Source organism: Streptomyces sp. ITFR-16 (assembly GCF_031844705.1).
Classification (GTDB): domain Bacteria; phylum Actinomycetota; class Actinomycetes; order Streptomycetales; family Streptomycetaceae; genus Streptomyces.
In genome coordinates this window covers 1361231-1379160 of sequence record NZ_CP134609.1, presented here as the reverse complement: position 1 = coordinate 1379160, position 17930 = coordinate 1361231, and the positions used below count along the sequence as shown (strand labels likewise).

General features: G+C 71.2%; 16 protein-coding genes and 2 pseudogenes. 9 read left to right on the top strand and 9 right to left on the bottom strand.

Going from position 1 to position 17930, the window contains the following annotated elements:
- The first annotated feature begins 11 nt into the window (after window positions 1–11).
- Genes RLT58_RS06105 through RLT58_RS06095 form a run of 3 tightly spaced genes read left to right on the top strand, consistent with a single transcriptional unit; the run spans window position 12 to window position 3624 of the window.
- Window positions 12–953 (top strand): ABC transporter permease, encoded by a 942-nt coding sequence (locus RLT58_RS06105; protein ID WP_311309361.1) that lies wholly within the window; start codon window positions 12–14, stop codon window positions 951–953.
- The gene (locus tag RLT58_RS06100) at window positions 950–2779 is read left to right on the top strand and encodes a dipeptide/oligopeptide/nickel ABC transporter permease/ATP-binding protein (RefSeq protein WP_311309360.1); all 1830 of its coding nucleotides are present in this window, start codon (window positions 950–952) and stop codon (window positions 2777–2779) included. Before RLT58_RS06105 ends, RLT58_RS06100 begins: the two co-directional genes overlap by 4 nt.
- Window positions 2776–3624, top strand: coding sequence for an ABC transporter ATP-binding protein (locus RLT58_RS06095; protein ID WP_311309359.1), 849 nt, complete (start codon window positions 2776–2778; stop codon window positions 3622–3624). Before RLT58_RS06100 ends, RLT58_RS06095 begins: the two co-directional genes overlap by 4 nt.
- Before the next feature lie 102 nt (window positions 3625–3726).
- Here RLT58_RS06095 and RLT58_RS06090 read toward each other — a convergent pair whose 3' ends face one another.
- Both RLT58_RS06090 and RLT58_RS06085 read right to left on the bottom strand, forming a co-directional pair.
- Complete coding sequence (locus RLT58_RS06090) at window positions 3727–4293, bottom strand: GNAT family N-acetyltransferase (RefSeq protein ID WP_311309358.1); 567 nt, start codon at window positions 4291–4293, stop codon at window positions 3727–3729.
- Entirely contained in the window at window positions 4286–4804 is a 519-nt protein-coding gene (locus RLT58_RS06085; protein ID WP_311314424.1) for a lasso peptide biosynthesis B2 protein, read from the bottom strand. Before RLT58_RS06085 ends, RLT58_RS06090 begins: the two co-directional genes overlap by 8 nt.
- A gap of 290 nt (window positions 4805–5094) precedes the next feature.
- Between RLT58_RS06085 and RLT58_RS06080 the strand changes: the two genes are divergently transcribed.
- Window positions 5095–6299 (top strand): IS3 family transposase gene (locus RLT58_RS06080; protein ID WP_311309275.1). Its coding sequence is split into 2 segments (ribosomal slippage): window positions 5095–5386 and window positions 5386–6299, totalling 1206 coding nucleotides; the frame shifts between segments, so codons are not numbered across the junction.
- 24 nt (window positions 6300–6323) lie between these two features.
- On the opposite strand, the pseudogene RLT58_RS36080 reads toward RLT58_RS06080, so the two are convergent.
- A pseudogene (locus RLT58_RS36080) lies at window positions 6324–7679 on the bottom strand (albusnodin/ikarugamycin family macrolactam cyclase); the annotation flags it as partial.
- Between the two features lie 676 nt (window positions 7680–8355).
- Window positions 8356–8679: a hypothetical protein gene (locus RLT58_RS06075; protein ID WP_311309357.1), complete on the bottom strand. Its 324-nt coding sequence runs from the start codon at window positions 8677–8679 to the stop codon at window positions 8356–8358.
- Window positions 8680–8808: 129 nt separating this feature from the next.
- Between RLT58_RS06075 and RLT58_RS06070 the strand changes: the two genes are divergently transcribed.
- Window positions 8809–9639 carry a helix-turn-helix domain-containing protein gene (locus tag RLT58_RS06070; protein WP_311309356.1) on the top strand — a complete coding sequence of 277 codons (831 nt, stop codon included), beginning with the start codon at window positions 8809–8811 and terminating at the stop codon, window positions 9637–9639.
- The gene (locus RLT58_RS06065; protein ID WP_311309355.1) at window positions 9636–9842 is read left to right on the top strand and encodes a DUF397 domain-containing protein; all 207 of its coding nucleotides are present in this window, start codon (window positions 9636–9638) and stop codon (window positions 9840–9842) included. Before RLT58_RS06070 ends, RLT58_RS06065 begins: the two co-directional genes overlap by 4 nt.
- A 405-nt stretch (window positions 9843–10247) precedes the next feature.
- On the opposite strand, the pseudogene RLT58_RS06060 reads toward RLT58_RS06065, so the two are convergent.
- A pseudogene (locus tag RLT58_RS06060) lies at window positions 10248–11003 on the bottom strand (transposase family protein).
- A 574-nt stretch (window positions 11004–11577) separates the two neighbouring features.
- On the opposite strand from RLT58_RS06060, the gene RLT58_RS06055 reads away from it, so the two are divergent.
- Window positions 11578–11934 carry a MerR family transcriptional regulator gene (locus RLT58_RS06055; RefSeq protein WP_311309354.1) on the top strand — a complete coding sequence of 119 codons (357 nt, stop codon included), beginning with the start codon at window positions 11578–11580 and terminating at the stop codon, window positions 11932–11934.
- Window positions 11935–11968: 34 nt separating this feature from the next.
- Here RLT58_RS06055 and RLT58_RS06050 read toward each other — a convergent pair whose 3' ends face one another.
- Both RLT58_RS06050 and RLT58_RS06045 read right to left on the bottom strand, forming a co-directional pair.
- A complete protein-coding gene (locus tag RLT58_RS06050; RefSeq protein ID WP_311309353.1) occupies window positions 11969–12403 on the bottom strand; it encodes a DUF2267 domain-containing protein in 435 nt (144 codons plus the stop codon).
- Window positions 12404–12542: 139 nt separating this feature from the next.
- Window positions 12543–12977 (bottom strand): Hsp20/alpha crystallin family protein, encoded by a 435-nt coding sequence (locus RLT58_RS06045; RefSeq protein ID WP_311309352.1) that lies wholly within the window; start codon window positions 12975–12977, stop codon window positions 12543–12545.
- 128 nt (window positions 12978–13105) lie between these two features.
- On the opposite strand from RLT58_RS06045, the gene RLT58_RS06040 reads away from it, so the two are divergent.
- Window positions 13106–13768 (top strand): type III effector protein, encoded by a 663-nt coding sequence (locus RLT58_RS06040; protein WP_311309351.1) that lies wholly within the window; start codon window positions 13106–13108, stop codon window positions 13766–13768.
- 58 nt (window positions 13769–13826) lie between these two features.
- On the opposite strand, the gene RLT58_RS06035 is transcribed toward RLT58_RS06040, so the two are convergent.
- Together RLT58_RS06035 and RLT58_RS06030 are read right to left on the bottom strand one after the other, a co-directional pair.
- A complete protein-coding gene (locus tag RLT58_RS06035; RefSeq protein WP_311309350.1) occupies window positions 13827–15188 on the bottom strand; it encodes an MFS transporter in 1362 nt (453 codons plus the stop codon).
- A 1-nt stretch (window position 15189) separates the two neighbouring features.
- Entirely contained in the window at window positions 15190–15837 is a 648-nt protein-coding gene (locus tag RLT58_RS06030) for a helix-turn-helix domain-containing protein (protein WP_311309349.1), read from the bottom strand.
- 209 nt (window positions 15838–16046) lie between these two features.
- Here RLT58_RS06030 and RLT58_RS06025 point away from each other — a divergent pair, with 209 nt between their 5' ends.
- Complete coding sequence (locus RLT58_RS06025) at window positions 16047–17924, top strand: amino acid adenylation domain-containing protein (protein ID WP_311309348.1); 1878 nt, start codon at window positions 16047–16049, stop codon at window positions 17922–17924.
- Window positions 17925–17930: the final 6 nt, after the last annotated feature.

The following is a 17930-nucleotide window of genomic DNA, read 5'->3' as shown; positions in this document are numbered from 1 at the left end:
TACCGAGTGTCATGCTGAACTTCATCGCCCGCAGGATCGCCTCCGGCGTCGTGCTGCTGATCGTCATCTCCTTCCTCTCCTATCTGCTCCTGTCCGTTCCGCACCTCGACGTGGGCCGCCAACTGCTGGGGGAGAGCGCCACCCAGGACGCCGTCGACGCGAAGAACGCCTCCCTGGGCCTCGACCGTCCGGTGCTGCACCAGTACACGGACTGGCTGGCGCACGGGGTCCGGGGCGACCTCGGCACCTCGTGGTTCACCAGCGAGGACGTGGGCCAGGCCGTCGGCAACCGGCTGCCGGTGACCGTGAGCCTGATGCTCGGCGTCACCGCCGTCACCACGGTCGTCGCCTTCCTCCTCGGCGTGTGGGCGGGCGTGCGCCGGGGCGCGGTCGACCGGTTCGTGCAGATCCTCGGCGTGGCGGGGTACGCCCTGCCGGGGTTCCTGCTGACCCTGGTCCTGGTCCTGGTCTTCGCGGTCCGGCTCGACTGGTTCCCCGCCATCGGCTACACCGGCTTCACCGACTCGCCCGGCGGCTGGCTGTCCACCGTCACCCTGCCGGTGCTCTCCCTGTCGGTGGCCTCCGTCGCGGGCGTCTCCCAGCAGGTGCGCGGAGCGGTCATCGACGTCCTGCGGCAGGACTACGTACGCACCCTGCGCGCCCGCGGACTCCCCGCGTCCCGGATCGTGTTCAAGCACGTGCTGCGCAACGCCTCGGCGCCCGCGCTGTCCGTGCTCGGCATGCAGTTCGTCGGACTGCTCGGCGGCGCCGTGCTCGTCGAGCAGATCTTCGGCCTCCCCGGCATCGGCAGCATGACCGTCACCTACACCACCCGCGGCGACATCCCCGTGATCATGGCGCTCGTCATGCTCACCGTGGTCGGTGTCGTCCTGATCAACCTCCTGGTCGATGTGCTGATCGGCTGGCTCAACCCCAAGGCGAGGGCCGCATGAGCGAGAACCTCACGGCGACCGCGGCCCCGGCCCCCGTCGCCGCACCGCCCGGCCGCGAGCCGGGCCCCCGGCGCACCGGCGGCCTCACCCGGCGCGTGCTGCGCAACCCGCTGGGCGCGCTCTCCGCCGCCCTGCTGCTGATCCTGGTCCTGGCCGTGCTGCTGGCACCCCTGCTCGCACCGCAGGACCCCGGCGCCTCCTCGCTCGGCGACGCGTTCGCCGGGCCGGGCGCCGGGCACCCCCTAGGGATGGACTCGGCCGGCCGCGACATCCTGTCCCGGGTGCTGTACGGCGGGCGCAACACCCTCGGCGGCGCCGTGCTCGCGCTCGCCGTCGCACTGGTCCTCGGGGTGCCCTCCGGACTCTTCGCCGGCTACTACGGCGGCCGGTTCGACGCCGCCGCCAACTGGGCCGTCAACCTCGTCATGGCGCTGCCCGCCATGGTCGTCCTGCTGGCGTCCCGGGCCATCCTCGGCCCCCATGTCTGGGTGCTGATGATCGTCCTCGGCGTCCTGACCGCACCGGCCTTCTTCCGCCTGGTGCGCGGCATCGTCGCCAACGTGCGGGGCGAGCTGTACGTGGACGCCGCGAAGGTCTCCGGACTCTCCGACGCCCGCATCGTCGCCCGGCACGTGCTGACCGTCGTACGCGGCCCCATCATCATCCAGGTGGCGCTCGTCGCGGGCATCGCCATCGCCCTCCAGGCGGGCCTGGAATTCCTGGGCGTCGGCAGCGGATCGGCGGCCACCTGGGGCGCCATGCTCAACGAGGCGTTCCAGAACATCCAGCGCGCACCCCTGCTCATCCTGTGGCCCGGCCTCGCCCTCGGCCTCACCAACTGCGCCCTCGTCCTCCTGGCGGGCGCCCTGCGCGACGCACTGGAGGAGCACGCGCCCCGGCCGGCCCGCCGCGGGCGCCGCACCCCGGCGACCGCCGCGCCGGTGACGGACCGGGCGGAACAGGGCCGGGCGCAACAGGGACAGGACCGCGCCGCGCTCCTGTCCGTACGCGGCCTCGCCGTCGCCTACGCGCAGCCCGACGGCACGGACAAGGAGGTCGTGCACGGCGTCGACCTCGACGTACGTCCCGGGGAGATCGTCGGCCTGGTCGGCGAATCCGGCTCCGGCAAGACCCAGACCGCCTTCTCGGTCCTCGGCATCCTCCCGGAGGGCGGCCGTGTCACCCGGGGCAGCATCACGGTCAACGGCCGCGAGGTGGCCGGCCTGGGCGAACGCGACCGCCGCGCCCTGCGGGGGCGGACCGTCGCGTACGTCCCGCAGGAACCCATGAGCAACCTCGACCCCGCCTTCACCGTCGGCAGCCAGCTCATGGAACCCCTGCGCCACCACCTCGGGCTCACCCGCAAGCAGGCGGCCGCCCGCGCGGCGGAACTCCTGCGCCTGGTGGAGATCCCCGACCCGGCCCGCACCCTGCGCCTCCACCCGCACGAGATCTCCGGCGGCATGGCCCAGCGCGTCCTGATCGCCGGCGCGATGTCCTGCGACCCCGAACTCCTCATCGCGGACGAACCGACCACCGCCCTCGACGTACGCGTCCAGGCCGAGGTCCTCGACCTGCTGCGCCGCCTGCAGGAGGAGCGCGGACTCGGCGTGCTCCTGGTCACCCACAACCTCGGCGTCGTCGCGGACGTCTGCGACCGGGTGGCCGTCATGAACGCCGGGCGCGTCGTGGAGTCCGGCACCACCGAACAGATCCTCGGCTCACCCCGAGACCCGTACACCCGCACCCTCCTCGACGCCGTACTCGACGACGCCCCCGTCCGCGCCCCCTGGCACGGCCCGGCAGCAAGGACCGCCACCGCATGAGCACCCCGCACACCGCCGGTCCCGCCGAACCCCTGCTCGCCGTGCGGGACCTGCGGGTCTCCTTCCCCGGCAAGGGGTGGCGCGCCCCGGAGACCGAAGTCCTCAAGGGTGTGGACCTCGCCGTCCGGCCGGGCGAGACCCTCGGCCTGGTCGGTGAGTCCGGCTCGGGCAAGTCGACCATCGGCCGTGCGGTCCTCGGCCTCGTCCCCGTACGGTCGGGCTCCATCTCCTTCGACGGGGAGCCCATCGAACGCGCCGACACCCGCCGCCGGCGCGCCCTCAGCCGCGACCTCCAGGTCATCTTCCAGGACCCCTACACCTCCCTGAACCCGGCCCGCACCATCGGTGACACGCTCGCGGAGCCGCTCATCGGCCAGGGCACCGGTGCCCGGGAGGCCCGGGGGAGGGTCGGCGAGCTGCTGGACCGGGTGCATCTGCCGGCCGACGCGGCGGACCGGCTGCCGAGGGAGTTCTCCGGCGGCCAGCGCCAGCGCGTCGCCATCGCCCGCGCGCTGGCCCTGCGCCCGAGGCTGGTCATCTGCGACGAACCCGTGTCGGCGCTGGACCTCACCACCCAGCGCACGGTTCTCGACCTCCTCCTGGAAATCCAGCGGGAGACGGGGGTCGCCTACCTGTTCGTCTCCCACGACCTGTCCGTCGTCCGCTTCATGAGCCACCGGGTGGCGGTCATCCACCGGGGCGAGATCGTCGAGACGGGTGACGCCGCGACGGTCACCTCGCGGCCGGACCACGCCTACACCCGGACGCTGCTGCTCGCCTCCCCGGTCGCGAACGTGGCCGAGCAGCGCCGGCGGCGCGCGGAGGCGCGGCAGGGCGTCCGGTAGCAGAACCGGCAGGGTTTCGGGCAGGCTCTCCCGCATGGTTTCGGTAGGGAAGGGGGCGGCCCCGCCCGCAGATAGACGAATGGGGCCGCGAGGGGCAGCGGGTCAGCTACCGAGAGCGGCAGCTACGGCGGACTTTCCGGGGAAGTCCTCGGGGACGGCATCCATGAGCAGTTCGTCCACGGGTTCGCCGAGCCAGAATCCCGAACGGCGGAGCCGACCGGCGGGGCGGAACCCTGCCTTCTCGTACGCGCGGGCTCCGGCCTTGTTGGGCTCAAGCACCTTGAGCCACACCGCCCGCAGGTGGGCAAGGTGGAACGCCCAATCCAGGGTCAGCCGGGCCGCTTCGGTGGCGTGGCCCTTCCCGCGCTCGGCGGGGGCGAGCACCATCACGAACTCGGCTGTGCGTACGAACGGATTGACTTCCAGAATCGTCATCCCCACAGGCGTGCTGTTCTCCAGCCGAACCACCTCGAACTGCTGGAAGCGGTCGTTTCCTCGCTGACGCTCGTATCCGGCGGCGCGAACCTCCCACGCCTGTGCCCACTGGTTCCCGTACCCCGTGATCGTTGCGGGGTCGTTCTCCCACTTGTGGTACTCGGGCAGCATGTCCGCGCGGGGCATGGCGAGGGCGAGGGCTTGGCCGCTCAACAAGATGTGCGGGTCACTCACGGTCGTACCTTCCTGGTGCCCCGGCCGAACCGGGGCCGTCTGGTGTGTAGGTGGGCGTGTACAGCGCGGTGTCCGCCGGCTCCTCGACCGGAGACCCGTCCGGGCCGGCTATCCATGCGTGCAGCCGTACGGGGTCGAGAGCGACACCGTGCCGCCACTCTGCGCGGCGTCGTACGGTCGTCAGAACGAGTGCGGCAGCCGTCGAGTCCTCCAGGCACGCCCAGCGCATCGGCAAGAGCTGTGCAGCCCAGCGGACCGCGCGGACAGCGTAGCGAGCCTGAGCGGCCGTAGCCGGGGGCAAATCGCGCCCCGAGCACGCGAGCCGTACGAGCCGTGAGAACCGGTTCCGACGACGCCCGGCAGACCACACGGCGGCAGTTGCGAGGACGACCGGCACAGCGACAACCCGCCACCGCAGCGGTATCGGAGCCGGCTCGGGTGGGGCTGCGGACTGTTCGACGGTCCCCCACGTGAGAACGGTCTCCGGTAGGTCAACGACCTTTGCGCCCATGGCGGTTACCGCCTCGGCCGTCGGGCGCAGCTCGGTTGTCCCCGTGTCGTAGTCGATCACGACGGATGCATGGGAAGCGCGGGCGACCACGGCGTTGGTTCGGCTCACAGTGCACCCGCCGGGGTTGGTGCGGCCTGCGTCCAGTCGGTCCCGGGCGTCCGCTCGACCGCCTCTAGCCATGCTTCGGCAGCGAGCGCGGACAGCAGCGGGGGCCAGATCGTCTCGGGCCTTGACCCCTGATCCTGGACACACGAGACACTGGATCCTGAGGATCTGAGAACGGACATCTCGTGGTCATGAAGAACTACCCGCCGGAGTTCAAGGCGGACGCGGTCGCGCTGTACGAGTCGCGGCCGGAAGCGACGATCAGGTCGGTCGCGGCCGATCTGGGGATCAACCCGGAGACCCTGCGGAACTGGGTGAGGGCAGCCGGGGTGAGCCGTCCCCGAGGACGACGGACGCAAGAACCGGCCCAGCCGCCGGTACCGCTGGAGGCGGAGAACGCCGCCTTGCGAAAGAAGGTCCGCGAGTTGGAGGAGGAACGGGAGATCCTGCGGAAGGCGGCGAAGTATTTCGCCGGGGAGACGCGCTGGTGAACCGCTTCCAGTGTGTCGCCGACCTCCAGCGCCGTCACGGCGTGAAGCGGCTCTGCAGGATCCTCGGCGTCAGCCGCTCGAGCTTCTACTACTGGCAACGGACAGCCGCTGACCGGGCCGCCCGGCAGGTGGCCGACGCCCGCCTGGCAGCCCGGATACGGGCGGTGCACCAGGAATCGGACGGCACCTACGGAGCCCCGAGGATCACCGCCGAGCTCCGCGAGGAGAACGGTGTCGCGGTCAACCACAAGCGCGTCGCCAGGATCATGCGGGCGTCCGGGATCCAAGGGATCCGGTTGCGGCGCCGGCACCGCACCACCGTCTCTGACCCGGCCGCGGCCAAGGCCCCGGACCTGATCGGCCGCGACTTCACCGCGGACAAGCCGAACACGAAGTACGTCGGTGACATCACCTACCTGCCCGTCGCCGGCGGGAAGTTCTGCTACCTGGCGACCGTCATCGACCTCGCATCGCGCCGTCTCGTCGGCTGGGCGATCGCCGACCACATGCGCGCGGATCTCGTCACCGACGCCCTGGCCGCGGCGATCCGCACCCGCGGCAGCCTTGCCGGATCGATCATGCACACCGACCACGGAGCCCAGTACACGAGCAGGAGTTTCGCCGAAGCCTGCAGGTCAGCAGGGGTGCGGCGAAGTATGAGCGCGGTCGGGTCCAGCGCGGACAACGCACTCGCCGAGTCCTTCAACGCGACCTTCAAACGCGAGACCCTGCAAGGACGAAAGAGCTGGCCGACCGAGCGCGAGGCCCGACTCGACGCCTTCCGATGGCTCCACCGCTACAACACCCGACGCCGACACTCCCGCCTCGGACAACGACCACCGATCACCTTCGAAAACGCCCTCCGCCACACACCAACTACGCTGGCACAAGCCGCATAACCCGTGTCCAGAATTCGGGGTCAAGGCCCGTTCGATGGGGGCCGAGACCACCGCGTCCACGACCGCGCCGTCAAAGTAGGGGGAGTGCAGCGGCAGGCCGAGCGCGTCTGAGAGCTGGATTTCCGAGTACGCCGACCGTGCCACCGTGCGCAGCGAGTCCACCAGCGCCATGTCTGGATCGGCGCTCGTGCTGGTGTCCACCCACGGCACGGGCGCGACGAGCCATCCGGGACGCCCGATATCCGAGCGGCCGATACGGGCAGCGTTACCCCGCAGCGCAGCAGCCATCAGCGGACGGGGACTCTGGCGACGCAGCCGAGCCCAATCCCGCGCGTCCCTGAACATCCGAACCCAGTGACCACTACGCGCGAGACTCGCGAGATGTGCGGGAGCGGACAAGAACAGGTTGTCCCCTCCGTCGCCGGTCAGGTGACAGACGGAACCTGCGGCGGCCATCGTGCCGAGCTGGTCCGCGTACATCGCCCACACAGCCGTGGACGGAGCCGGCTCGTCCGTCGCGGGCAACGGCACGTTGGGTGCCGCGAACGGCAGATGACGAGCGCTGAGAGGAAAGGGCTCGCGGGTGAGACCCGGGACGGTCAGGGCTTGCGCGTACTGCATGTCTCCGCCGCTGGTGATGCCCGCGGGGTGCACGGTCACGCCCGTAATCGGCCCGTACTGTGCGGCAACCAACGCGACGGTCGTGGAGTCCATGCCCGCGAGGTCCGTGGTCGCGGTCACTCTCTCGACTCGTACGCGGACACCTTCGCCGAGGGCGAGCCGAAGTGCTGCTGATGCCTCGCGTGGTGTGCGTCGTGTCGGTCTCCACCACTCGGCGAGTGACGGTCCGCCCTCGGCGTCGAGCACCAGCAGATGCCCCGCCGGAACAGGGGACACGCCCGCCCACGCGCTACGGCCCGAAGCGGGGCTGCGCTTGTCCCGCAAGTACGCTGCGAGCCATCCGGTATCGACGCGTCCGCCGGCGAGCGAGGACAGTGCGAACGAGCTGGACCCCCAAACCGCTCCGCCCGGCGTGCTGACTGTATAGAGGGGGGACGCAGCCACCGTGTCCGCGAGGATTTCCACGCGGCCTCGCTCGGTCAGGCGAACAACGGTGTGCGAGCCCGCCCATGTCCGTGCGACCATCGCCAGATCGGGGGCGGACAGGGCACGGCCTAAATCGTGATCTGTGGCCGAGCACGGACCGAGCACAGCGATTCGTGCGCTGCCGAGTTCCAGGGTCCGCACGTGCTCGGCCTGCCACCCGCCGCAGACCCACAGCGCGGGGTCATGCCAGAGCAGCCGCGCACCTACCGGCGTCGCGGCGGAGCGGTTGCCTGGTGCACTCCCGCCGTACCAACGCGGTTTGCGTTCTTCCATTTCGTCACCTCTTCCGCCATGAACCGGAGCGGCGGCCCCTGGGGGAATACCTCCCGCCGGGGCCGCCGCAGTTCGATCAGTCGTACGGGCTCTGCTTCGACTCGGTGCTGTCGAGTCGCTACCGCGCGTCAGCTTGGCAGCGTCGCCCAGAACGATGACCGAAGGAACGGCGAGGGCGTCAGCGTCCTTCGCCGTGTCCGCAGGGTGTTCCTGAGTCATGTCTGAGTCCTCCTTTCGATGTGAGTCGGAACAGGGCAACCCCTTGCCGGGTGGGAGCGCCCACCCTTTGTGGGCAGGGGGAGGCAGGCCCGTCCTGGTCATCCGGGGGCTGTGAGCACGACCGGGACGGGGGCTTGTGGGGCTACCGGAACAGGCGTGTGCGCGGTGCCTTGTGTCGGGGGCCCGTACGTCGTGGCAGCCCCTCGGCTCCGGAAACGGCCCCGCGCGTGCTCGGCGATCCGGTGGTGAAGGCGGGTGATGCACGGGCCGCAGTAGTACAGGTCAGCGACCACGTGGCCCGTCGTCTGCGCGACGCCGAGCCACAGCACCCGCGCATGTTTCTGGTCGCACCAGCCCCAGCACGGGCCGTACGTCCAGCGGTTCCCGTCGTCGGTACTCGTCGGCTCGGGCGTGCCCGCCACGTCGGGATGCAGGATGCCGGACGGCAGGGTGATACTCATGGGCCGGTCCGGTCTCGGAAGCCTCGGCGCAGTCCGTTTCCCTCGCTGACGCGCTCCCGAAGGGTGGTCAACAGCGGGGAGTCCTCGCCCGTGTCGGCCTGGTCGTCGCCCTGCCCCTGGTGCTCGGCGTCGGCCTGGTCGTTGCAGTGGAGGTGCGCCGCGATGATCGCGGTGTAGTGCTGGACCCCGCCGTCGCTGCCGTGGATGCGCGAGGCCGAGCGGCCACGGTGAGCGGCGGTGCAGATGCGGCACTCAGGGTGTGCCACCGGCTCGAGCTCGGGTTCGTCGGCCGTCCTGGCGCTCGTCATGGCCTCGGGCATCGGGGTACCTCGGTTCCGGGGGTTCGGAGTTGCAAGCGGTACAACACCTAGAGTGACGCCCCGGCGGTACGCTCAACAGGTGGGCAGCTTGGACAACGCCAACTGTCCAGGAATCCTGGTGGTGTTCGTATGACTGTGGAAACCGTGGAAGACCCCGCGTCAGACCCGAGTGCGTCACCCCTCAAGCACTTCGGGAATGAGGTACGGCTGGAGCGTGAGCTACTTGGCATGTCGCGAGCCAAGTTGGGCAAGGCTGCCAACTGCGGTGACTCGTTGGTCGCCAAGATCGAGAACGGGGACCGCGTACCCCAATTGGAGTTCGCGGAAGCCTGCGACAGGGAGTTTCCGCACGCCAACGGGAGGTTTGTTCGTCTGCTGCCGCTCGTCATCCGGTACGCCTACCCGCCGTGGTTCCGGCCGTACGTGGCCCTTGAGCAAAAGGCCACCGCGGTACGGATGTTCCATCCCACCCTTCTACCGGGGCTGGTGCAGACACGCGCCTACGCCGAGGCGGTCTTGCGCACCGGTCGTCCGACGAACCTCGAAGACCTGGTGACGGTCCGGCTCGAACGGCAACGAATACTGACCCGCGAGGACAGCCCCGCGCGCTTGTGGTTGGTGCTGAACGAAGCGGTGCTGCGGAATCCCGTAGGAGACGCGGCCCTCATGCGTGAACAGCTTGGGCGGCTGCGCGAGCTGTCAGAGGTCCCCCGCCACCGAGTGCAGATCGTCCCCGCAGGCAAGACCAACAATCTTGTCGTCAGCCCGTTCGGCATCCTGTCGTTCAATGAAGGCGGTGACGTGGTGCACGTGGACGGCTTCCCTCGCGGGTACGTGCTCGCCGAACCAAACGACGTAGGCGAGGCCCAAGATGCCTATGATCTGCTCAAGGCCATGGCGGCACCGCCGGACGAGACGGCCGAGCTGATCAACAAAGTCATTAAGGACTGTTATTCATGACCGACCGACCCGCAGGCCCCGACTGGACCTCTCCCCAACGCAGCCAGAGCAACGGCGGTGAATGCGTGCAGCACGCCCCTAAGTGGGCTCGCGCCACGGGTGACTATCTCGTCCGGGACAGCAAGGACCCCGAGGGCCCCCACCTCACCCTCACAGCCGATCAGTGGGCGGGGTTGGTCGCGTTCGCCCGCGAGCACGGCTGACGCACCACGGCCCGTCCGAGGCTGCGAAGAACGAGCCCCGCCACTCCACCCCCCCCTCGGAGCGGCGGGGCTCACTCGTGTTACGCGGCGAGTCCGAATTCGCGGAACACCCAGATCACGAGCAGCGAGGGCGACCCCAGCTCGGGCGTCCGGTCGGTCAGACAGACCCCACGCCCCACGGCGTCCTGGGATCTTGTGCACGCTGACCCCGCACTGACCGGTGATCTTGTGCCGGACGAGCACCGCCGCGAATTGCTGCGTCTCGGCCCACGCCTTGCCCCTGTCCTCGAGCCCGAGGACGAACGCGCGCGCCGCCATCACGCGGCCAGGAGCATGGTCGGGGCGGGCTCGTGCTGCCCGTGGACGCACGCTGTCCACGGCTCGTCCCACTGAGCTTTTCCCACCTCATGCTGACGTGTGATGGAGGACGATTATGGCTTGAACGATCGCGGTGATGCGGTTGGTGCCGCAGCGGAGCTTCCATAGGAGTCGCCAGCTCTTCCAGACCGCGATGGCTTGCTCGACCAGGCAGCGGATCTTGGCGTGACCGCTGTTGTGTCGGCGCTTCCACCGCTTGAGCCTGCGGCTTCGGAACAGGACGCGGACGGGACGGCCGGCTTCCTGGTACGCCTTGGACGCCCAGCACTTCAGCTCGGTCCCAACGAGCGCGTCGATGATCCCTTGGGTCCGTGCGGCGGTCAGGTCGTGAACGGACCAGGGCAGGGCGGGGAACGCGCACAGCAGCCGCCGAACGGATCGGTGAGAACCTGGACGTTCATGCCGTGGCGCTTGTGTTTCCCGGAGTAGTACGGGGTGTCGGCGGCTATCCGGTCGATTGGAGGAGGGCGTCGTCGAGGGTCACGAACGCCTTGGTCCGGATGGTCTTCATCGCCTCGGTCAGGGGCGGGGCTAGAACAGCCAGGACGTCGATGAACTCGCGCATGTAGCGACAGACCGTCCTGATGCCGATGCGGAACCCGGCGGCGCGAGCTGGGCATAGGTATCGCCGCACCGCAGGTGGGCCAAGGCGAGCAAGGCCTGTCGGCCTGCGGGCAGACGCCGCCAGCGCGTCCCGATCTCCCGCCGCCGGGCATGCAGCCGGGCGCTCAGGTAGCGCAGGGTGCGGCTGGACAGATCTATCGACGACGGGTAGATAAGCACGCGCAGCTCCTGGTGGGGCACGGTGGATCTTGGCCGTGACACCTCCTACCAGGAGCTTCATCGCGTTGTGGAACCGCCCGACTGACTTACACCGCCGACAAGTTGGAAACAGATCAGTGTTGGGTGACCCCGGGGGGCAATGAATTCTGTGTCCTGCGCAGCGAGTCCGACCGTGCGGCGATGTCCTCCTGAGATCCCCCTGTGCCGGGACAGCAGAACACCGGCAGCGCGACACGCAGAAAATCTGTCACGGCGAAGGTAGACATCCGCAGTCCCGGGTTCTAGTGTCGTGTCCGTACCCAAGGAATGCGGCACAGAAGGAGGCAGACACCATCAGGATCGCCCGGGGCGAGGACGTAGCCGGCCCGGGTACCGCAGGCCCCGGAACGGAAGGTGGTCCCACGGTCACGCATACGCGATCCCTACGCGCATCGCTCTCTTCCGGGAGAGCGTGCGGAAACAGAAGCCCGGCGTCGCAGTAGCCGGCAGATGGTGTTCACGTCCCTCGGGGCCCTGGTGCCAAACGGCACCAGGGCCCCTCGATGCGTTCCCGACACGGACAACGGAGGTGCGAATGACCGCAGAGAACCCGGCAAGGAACTCGGCAGAGAATTCACTGGACCGTCTCGACGACGACGACTACCCCGCCTACACCATGGGCCGGGCCGCCGAGATACTCGGCACCACGCCGGCCTTCCTGCGGGCCATCGGCGAAGCCCGCCTCATCACCCCTCTGCGCTCGGAGGGCGGCCACCGCCGCTACTCGCGCTACCAGCTGAAGATCGCCGCCCGCGCCCGGGAACTCGTCGACCAGGGCACCCCGGTCGGCGCCGCCTGCCGCATCGTCATCCTGGAGGACCAGCTCGAGGAGGCGCGGCGCCTCAACGAGGAACACCGCGCCGCCGGGCCGCGCGACACTGCGGACGCCTGAGCGCGCGGACCGGCGGCGCGGACCGGTCGTGCCGTCACGCGGCCTGGACGAGTTCCGCGCGGCCGAACAGCAGGGCGTAACCGGGCGGGAGCTGGGCGAGGATGCGGTCCAGCAGTCCGGGTCCCGCCAGGAGTCCGACGGCGGCGAGCACGGCCCCGGTGTCCCAGCGGGCGGTGGCGGGTGTGCCGCCCGTACGGCCCGCCAGGTCCTTGACGAAACCCCAGCCGGTGAGCGGCCGGGGGTCCGGGATCTGCCCGGTGAGGATCCGCGCGGCCTCGACGGGCAGGCGGGCGGCGAGGTCGACGCGTTCGTCGCCCGTCAGCTGACGGCCCAGGGCCTCCAGCACGGTACGGGTGACGTCCTCCGCCCGCTCCCGGGTGGGGTACGCGCCTTCGTACCGGATTCTTTCGAGCATCTGGTGAAACGTCATGCCGGGCCGGGCCGCGGCAGGTTCACGCAGCGAGTGCATGGGAGCAGGGTGCCTTTCTCATCCTGGGGTTCTCGTCCTGGACTCGGCCGGGTCCATCGGCCGGGCTTTCTCGATGTGCGGGCCGCGCTGCCGCGCGCACGGCGGTGCCGGGGCCGTGTGCGCGGCAGTGCGGGAGTGCTCAGCCGCGGATCTGCCGGTGCGCGGACTCCCCGCCGATGGCGATCTTGCGCGGCTTGGCGCGCTCGGCGATCGGGATGCGCAGCGTCAGCACGCCCGCCTCGTAGTCGGCCGTGATGCGCTCGGTGTCGAGGGTGTCGGCCAGGACCAGCTGGCGGGAGAAGACACCGAGGGGCCGCTCGGAGAGCTCCATCTGGGCGTCGTCGGCCTTCGCTGCCGGGCGGCGCTCGGCCTTGACGGTGAGCATGTTCCGCTCGACGTCGATATCGATCGCGTCCTTCGCCACGCCGGGCAGGTCGAGGGCGATCACATACTCCTCGCCCTCCCTGTAGGCGTCCATCGGCATGGCCGAGGGCCTGGACCAGGTGCCGGTCACACCTGTCAGCTGCTGGGCGAGCCGGTCGAGTTCGCGGAACGGGTCGGTGCGCATCAACATCGCGAATACACCTCCACAGGTCTGGCAGGAACTGCCAATGCGCTTCGTCTGACACCGTTGTAACATGTCATCCAAACGATGACAACCCAGGTGTCGTCCAAACGGTGACACCCCCGGTGAGGATCTCCATGAACGCTTCCCCCACTCCCCGCGACCCCACGTCGTTCTTCGCCGCGGCGGCGGCGCTGAACGCGATCGACGAAGCCGTCCGCACCGCCCGGACCCCGCAGAGCGGCCCCCTCCCCGAGGACGGGCAGGAGGCCGGCGCGGACCAGGCCCTGGCAGCGCTCCTGCTGCTGCGTGAGCTGCGCGACCAGCTCGCTGCCTGGGAGCCCGGACTGATCGAGGCGGCCCGGGCCGCCGGTTCCAGCTGGGCGGATCTGGCCCACCCCCTGGGCGTCGCCAGCCGCCAGGCCGCCGAGCGGCGCTATCTGCGCGTACGCCCGGGGTCGCCCGGCACCACCGGCGAGCAGCGCGTCCAGGCCACCCGCAGCCGCCGTGCCGCCGACCGCAGCGTCACGGCCTGGGCCCGGACCAATGCCGCGGTCCTGCGCCAGCTGGCCGGGCAGATCACCGCACTCACCGACCTCCCCGTCCAGGCCGACACCCCCGTGGCCCGGCTGGCCGAGGCGCTGGCCGACGACGACGCGTCCGGTCTCGTCGGACGGCTCGCGGACACCCGCGTCCATCTGGAGGCCGGCCACCCCGACCTCGCGGCCCGCGTCGACTCCGTCAGCGACACCACAGCCCGCCTGCGCGCGGGAGGCGGCGACGAGGGCGAGGCCGGCTGACGTGTACGGGCCCCGGCGATCGGGTCCGCGTGAGTCCGGCCGGTCCGCCGGGTCCGCGTCAGGCCGGCCGGTCCGCCGGTTCCGGGGAGTCCGGCACGGCTCGCTGGGCCGGGGCCGCGTCGGCCGGGTCCGGCGCGGGGCCGGGATGGTCCGGCGAGGCGGCGGGCGGTCCGGCCGCCCAGCGGGTGCCGGCCAGGGCGAGGCAGCCGCCCGCGATCAGCCCGAACCCCTGTGCGGTCAGGAGCGGGATGATGCCCAGCGTCCCGGCGCAGGTGGCGCCGATCGCGATGCCCGCGAGCATCGAGGCGGCCTCGGCCGCACCCAGCACGCCGAAGACGCGCCCGCGCACCGCGTCGTCCGTCGCGTCCTGGATGGCGGTCATCAGTCCGGTGAACATCAGCGAGGCGGGCAGGCCGACCAGGACCACGCAGACGATCGCGGGCCCGACTCCGGCACCGTCGAGGACCAGCGGGTAGCAGAAGATGACCAGATCGATCGCGCCCGTCAGCAGCGCGCCGCAGATCCAGAGGCGGACGGCGCGGAAGCGTCCGCCGATCACGGCCGTCGCCAGGCCGCCCGCGATGCCGCCGACCGCCTGCGCGGACACGACCGTTCCGTAGGCGGCGCCGCTGCCGTGCAGCACATCGACCACGAACGGCGCGAACAGCGTGCTCATGATGCCCTGTCCGATGCCGGTGATCACGATGAACCCGAGGACGACGCGCAGCGGCCGGTGGTGCCAGGTGGGGCCGAGGGCGGCGGAGCCCAGGGCCCGCAGCCGGCGGACGGGGCCCGTGACGGTGCGCCGGGGAACCGCGGCGGACGGGCGTGCCTGCTTGTCGTGGCGGGCGGCCACCCGGGTCAGGAGGAACGCCGACAGGGCGAAGGTCGCCACATTGACCAGCGTGACCGCGCCGATGCCGCCCCACGCGGCGGTGGCTCCGCCGACCGCGCCGCCGATCAGCCGCGCCACGTCCGCGTTCTGGGCGTTGAGGGCGTTGGCCGTGATCAGCTGACGGGGGTCCACCAGCAGGGGGACCAGGGCCTTCTCGGCGGGTTCGAAGAAGATCTGGACGGTGCCTTCCCAGAACATCACCGTGTACACGATCCAGATGCGGCCCGGCCCGTCCACCAGCAGCAGGGGCAGCAGTCCGGCCGCCAGCAGCACGTTCGCGGCGATCATCGTGCGGAGCCGGTCCCACCGGTCGACCAGCGCGCCGGCCAGTGAGCCGAGCAGCACCTGCGGCAGGAACGACGCCAGCAGCATGCCGCCGGAGGCGAGCGTGGAACCGGTCAGCGCGAAGACCTGGTACGCGAGCCCCGTGCGCAGGATCCAGTCCCCGGTGAGGGAGATCAGTCCGGCGGACAGGACGAGGCGGTAGTCACGGTGCTGGAGCAGGAGTTGCCGTAAGGCACCCATGTCACCCTTCCGGGGGTTCGTCGGCGTCTGCCGAGGGGGGTTCCACCGAGACCAGATACGTCAGATCGACGAGCCTGCCGCCCTCGGGGCGCGTGGCCGGGTCGTCGGCCGGTCGCGCCTCGACGTACGGCTTGATCAGCGCGTCGATCGCGCCGACGAGGCCTTCGAGCTCTTCGGTGGTCAGATACACGCTGTTGAAGCCGACGCCTGCCGTGTCGCGCCAGCCCGGCTCCGCCTCCCCGCGCGCCTGCTGCCAGGCGAGGTAGCGGTTGACGGCGGATTCGAGGAAGACCTGTTCCAGGAGGTCCGCGGCCGCGGCGCCCTCCCGGGTCGACCCGGCGCCCCGCCAGCTCATGGAATGCGACGCGGCCTGCCAGGGGTGCTCCCGGTTGTCGCGGCCGGGGGCGCGGGTGAGGAAGCCGTGCCGGGCCAGCTGGCGGATGTGGTGGGAGGCCAGGGCCTGGCTGATGCCGAGCCTGCGCCCGGCCTCGGCCGAAGTGAGCGGCCCCGCCCGGCCGATGAGCGCGTACAGCTCCACCCGCAGGGGGTGGGCCAGGGCGCGGATGGCGCTGGGGTCGCTCAGGACCCGCGTCCTCGGATCCGGCGTGGGACCGGGCGTCGGTTCGGGCGGCGTCGGTTCAAAGGACATGCTTTGAACATGGCGGGCGGCCCCGCCCGATGTCAAGCGTCTGCTTTGGATCCGTACGGCGAGCGGGCCCGCGCACCCGGGGCGATAGGGGCGGGAAGCCCGGCCGATAGCAGCCGGGGGGATGGTCACGCCACATCAACTGCGCACCGAGGGAGGTCCTGGTGGACGTAGGCCGTGACACGACGGACGGGCCTCGAAGGCACCGCGCCGTGCCCGGGGAACAGGGCGGCGTCGGCGCCCTGTTCGAGGCATGGGCGCGGCGGACCCCCGAGGCCGTGGCGCTCGTACGGGAGCGGCGCTCGCTCACGTACCGCGAACTCAACGCCCTGGCCAACCGGTTGGCGCACCTCCTGATCGACCGGGGCATCGGTCCCGGCGACCGGGTGGGGCTCGCCGTGCCCCGGTCCGTGGAGTTCGTGGTGGCGATGCTCGCCGTCGCGAAGACGGGCGCGGCGTACGTACCGCTGGACGCCGGGCAGGCACCGGACCGGCTGCGCCTGATGGCCGCCGAGAACCGGATCGCGCTCGTGCTCGCACCCCCGTCCGGCACCGGAGCCCACGGGAGTGCCGGCCTGTCCGGCCTTCCCGTACTCGACGCGCGGGCGGCCGAGTCGGGCGCCTGGCCCAGCGAGAACCCCGGCATCCCGGTCGGCTCCGAGGACGTCCTGTACGTGCCCTACACCTCCGGGTCCACCGGCGCGCCCAAGGGGACCGAGGTCCCGCACCGGGCGGTCACCGGCTTCTTCGCCGGTGAGGACTACGCCTACTGGGGCCCGGGCGCCGTCGCCGTGCACCACTCGGCCCTCTCCTGGGACGGCCACATCCTGGACCTCCTGCCCGCCCTGCTGAGCGGCGGAACGGTCGTCGTCTTCGCGGGCGACGCGGGCGACCCCTGGGCCGTCGCCCGGGACGCCGCGGCCCACGGAGCCACCGTGCTCTGGCTGACGGCCGCCGCCTTCAACACGATCGTCGACATCGACGCCGAGCCGCTGCGCGGGCTGAAACACCTGCTGACCGGCGGGGAGGCGCTGTCCCCCGAACACGTGGCCCGCGCGCTGCGGGCCCTGCCCGGGACCCGGATCGTCAACGGCTACGGGCCCTCGGAATGCACGGTCTTCAGCACGGTGCACCCGGTCACCGCCCAGGACACCGAACGCCCGGACGGCATCCCGATCGGGCGCCCGGTCGGCGACCGCACGGTCCATCTGCTGGACGAGGACGGCGTCCCGGTCCCCGACGGCACGCCGGGGGAGCTGTACGTCGGCGGGCCGGGCGTGGCGCACGGCTATCTGGCCCGCCCGGCGCTCACCGCCGAGAAGTTCGTACCGGACCCCTTCAGCGGGGTTCCCGGGGCGCGCCTGTACCGGACCGGCGACCTGGCGGCGAAGGGGCCGGACGGGCTGCTCGCCTTCGCCGGACGCATCGACGACCAGGTGAAGATCCGCGGCTTCCGCGTCGAACCGGGCGAGGTGGCCCAGCGGTTGCGCCGCCACCCCGAGGTCCGGGACGCGGTCGTGGTGCCGCGCCGGGACGGCCGGGGCCAGTGCCTCGGGCTCACCGCGTACGCCGTGCCGCTCACCCCGGACGCCCCGCCGTCGCCGGCCGGACTGCGCGCGTCCCTGCGGCGCGAACTGCCGTCCGTCATGGTGCCCGACGCCGTCGTCCTGCTGGAGCGCCTGCCGCTGACGCCGAACGGCAAGGTCGACAAGAAGGCGCTGCCCGCCCCCGCCGGAGCCGGCCACGACCCCGACCGCGCCCACGCCGCGCCGGAGACCGAGACGGAACGCTTCCTCGCCGCCGTCTGGGAGGAGCTGCTGGACACCGAGCAAGTCGGCCGGGACCACGGCTTCTTCGATCTGGGCGGGCAGTCCCTCCTGGCCACCCGGATGACCGCCCGCATCCGGGGCCGCTGGGGCGTCGAACTCCCGCTCCCCTTCCTCTACCAGCGCTCGTCCACGCTCGCCGGGGTCGCGGCCGAGGTGGACCGCATCAGAGCCGAGGAACCCGCGGCCGCGCCGGTGCAGGCCATCACCCGGGTGCGCCGCGTCGCCCGCACCCCGCGCACCGGCCCCTCCGCGACCCGCTGACCCGAC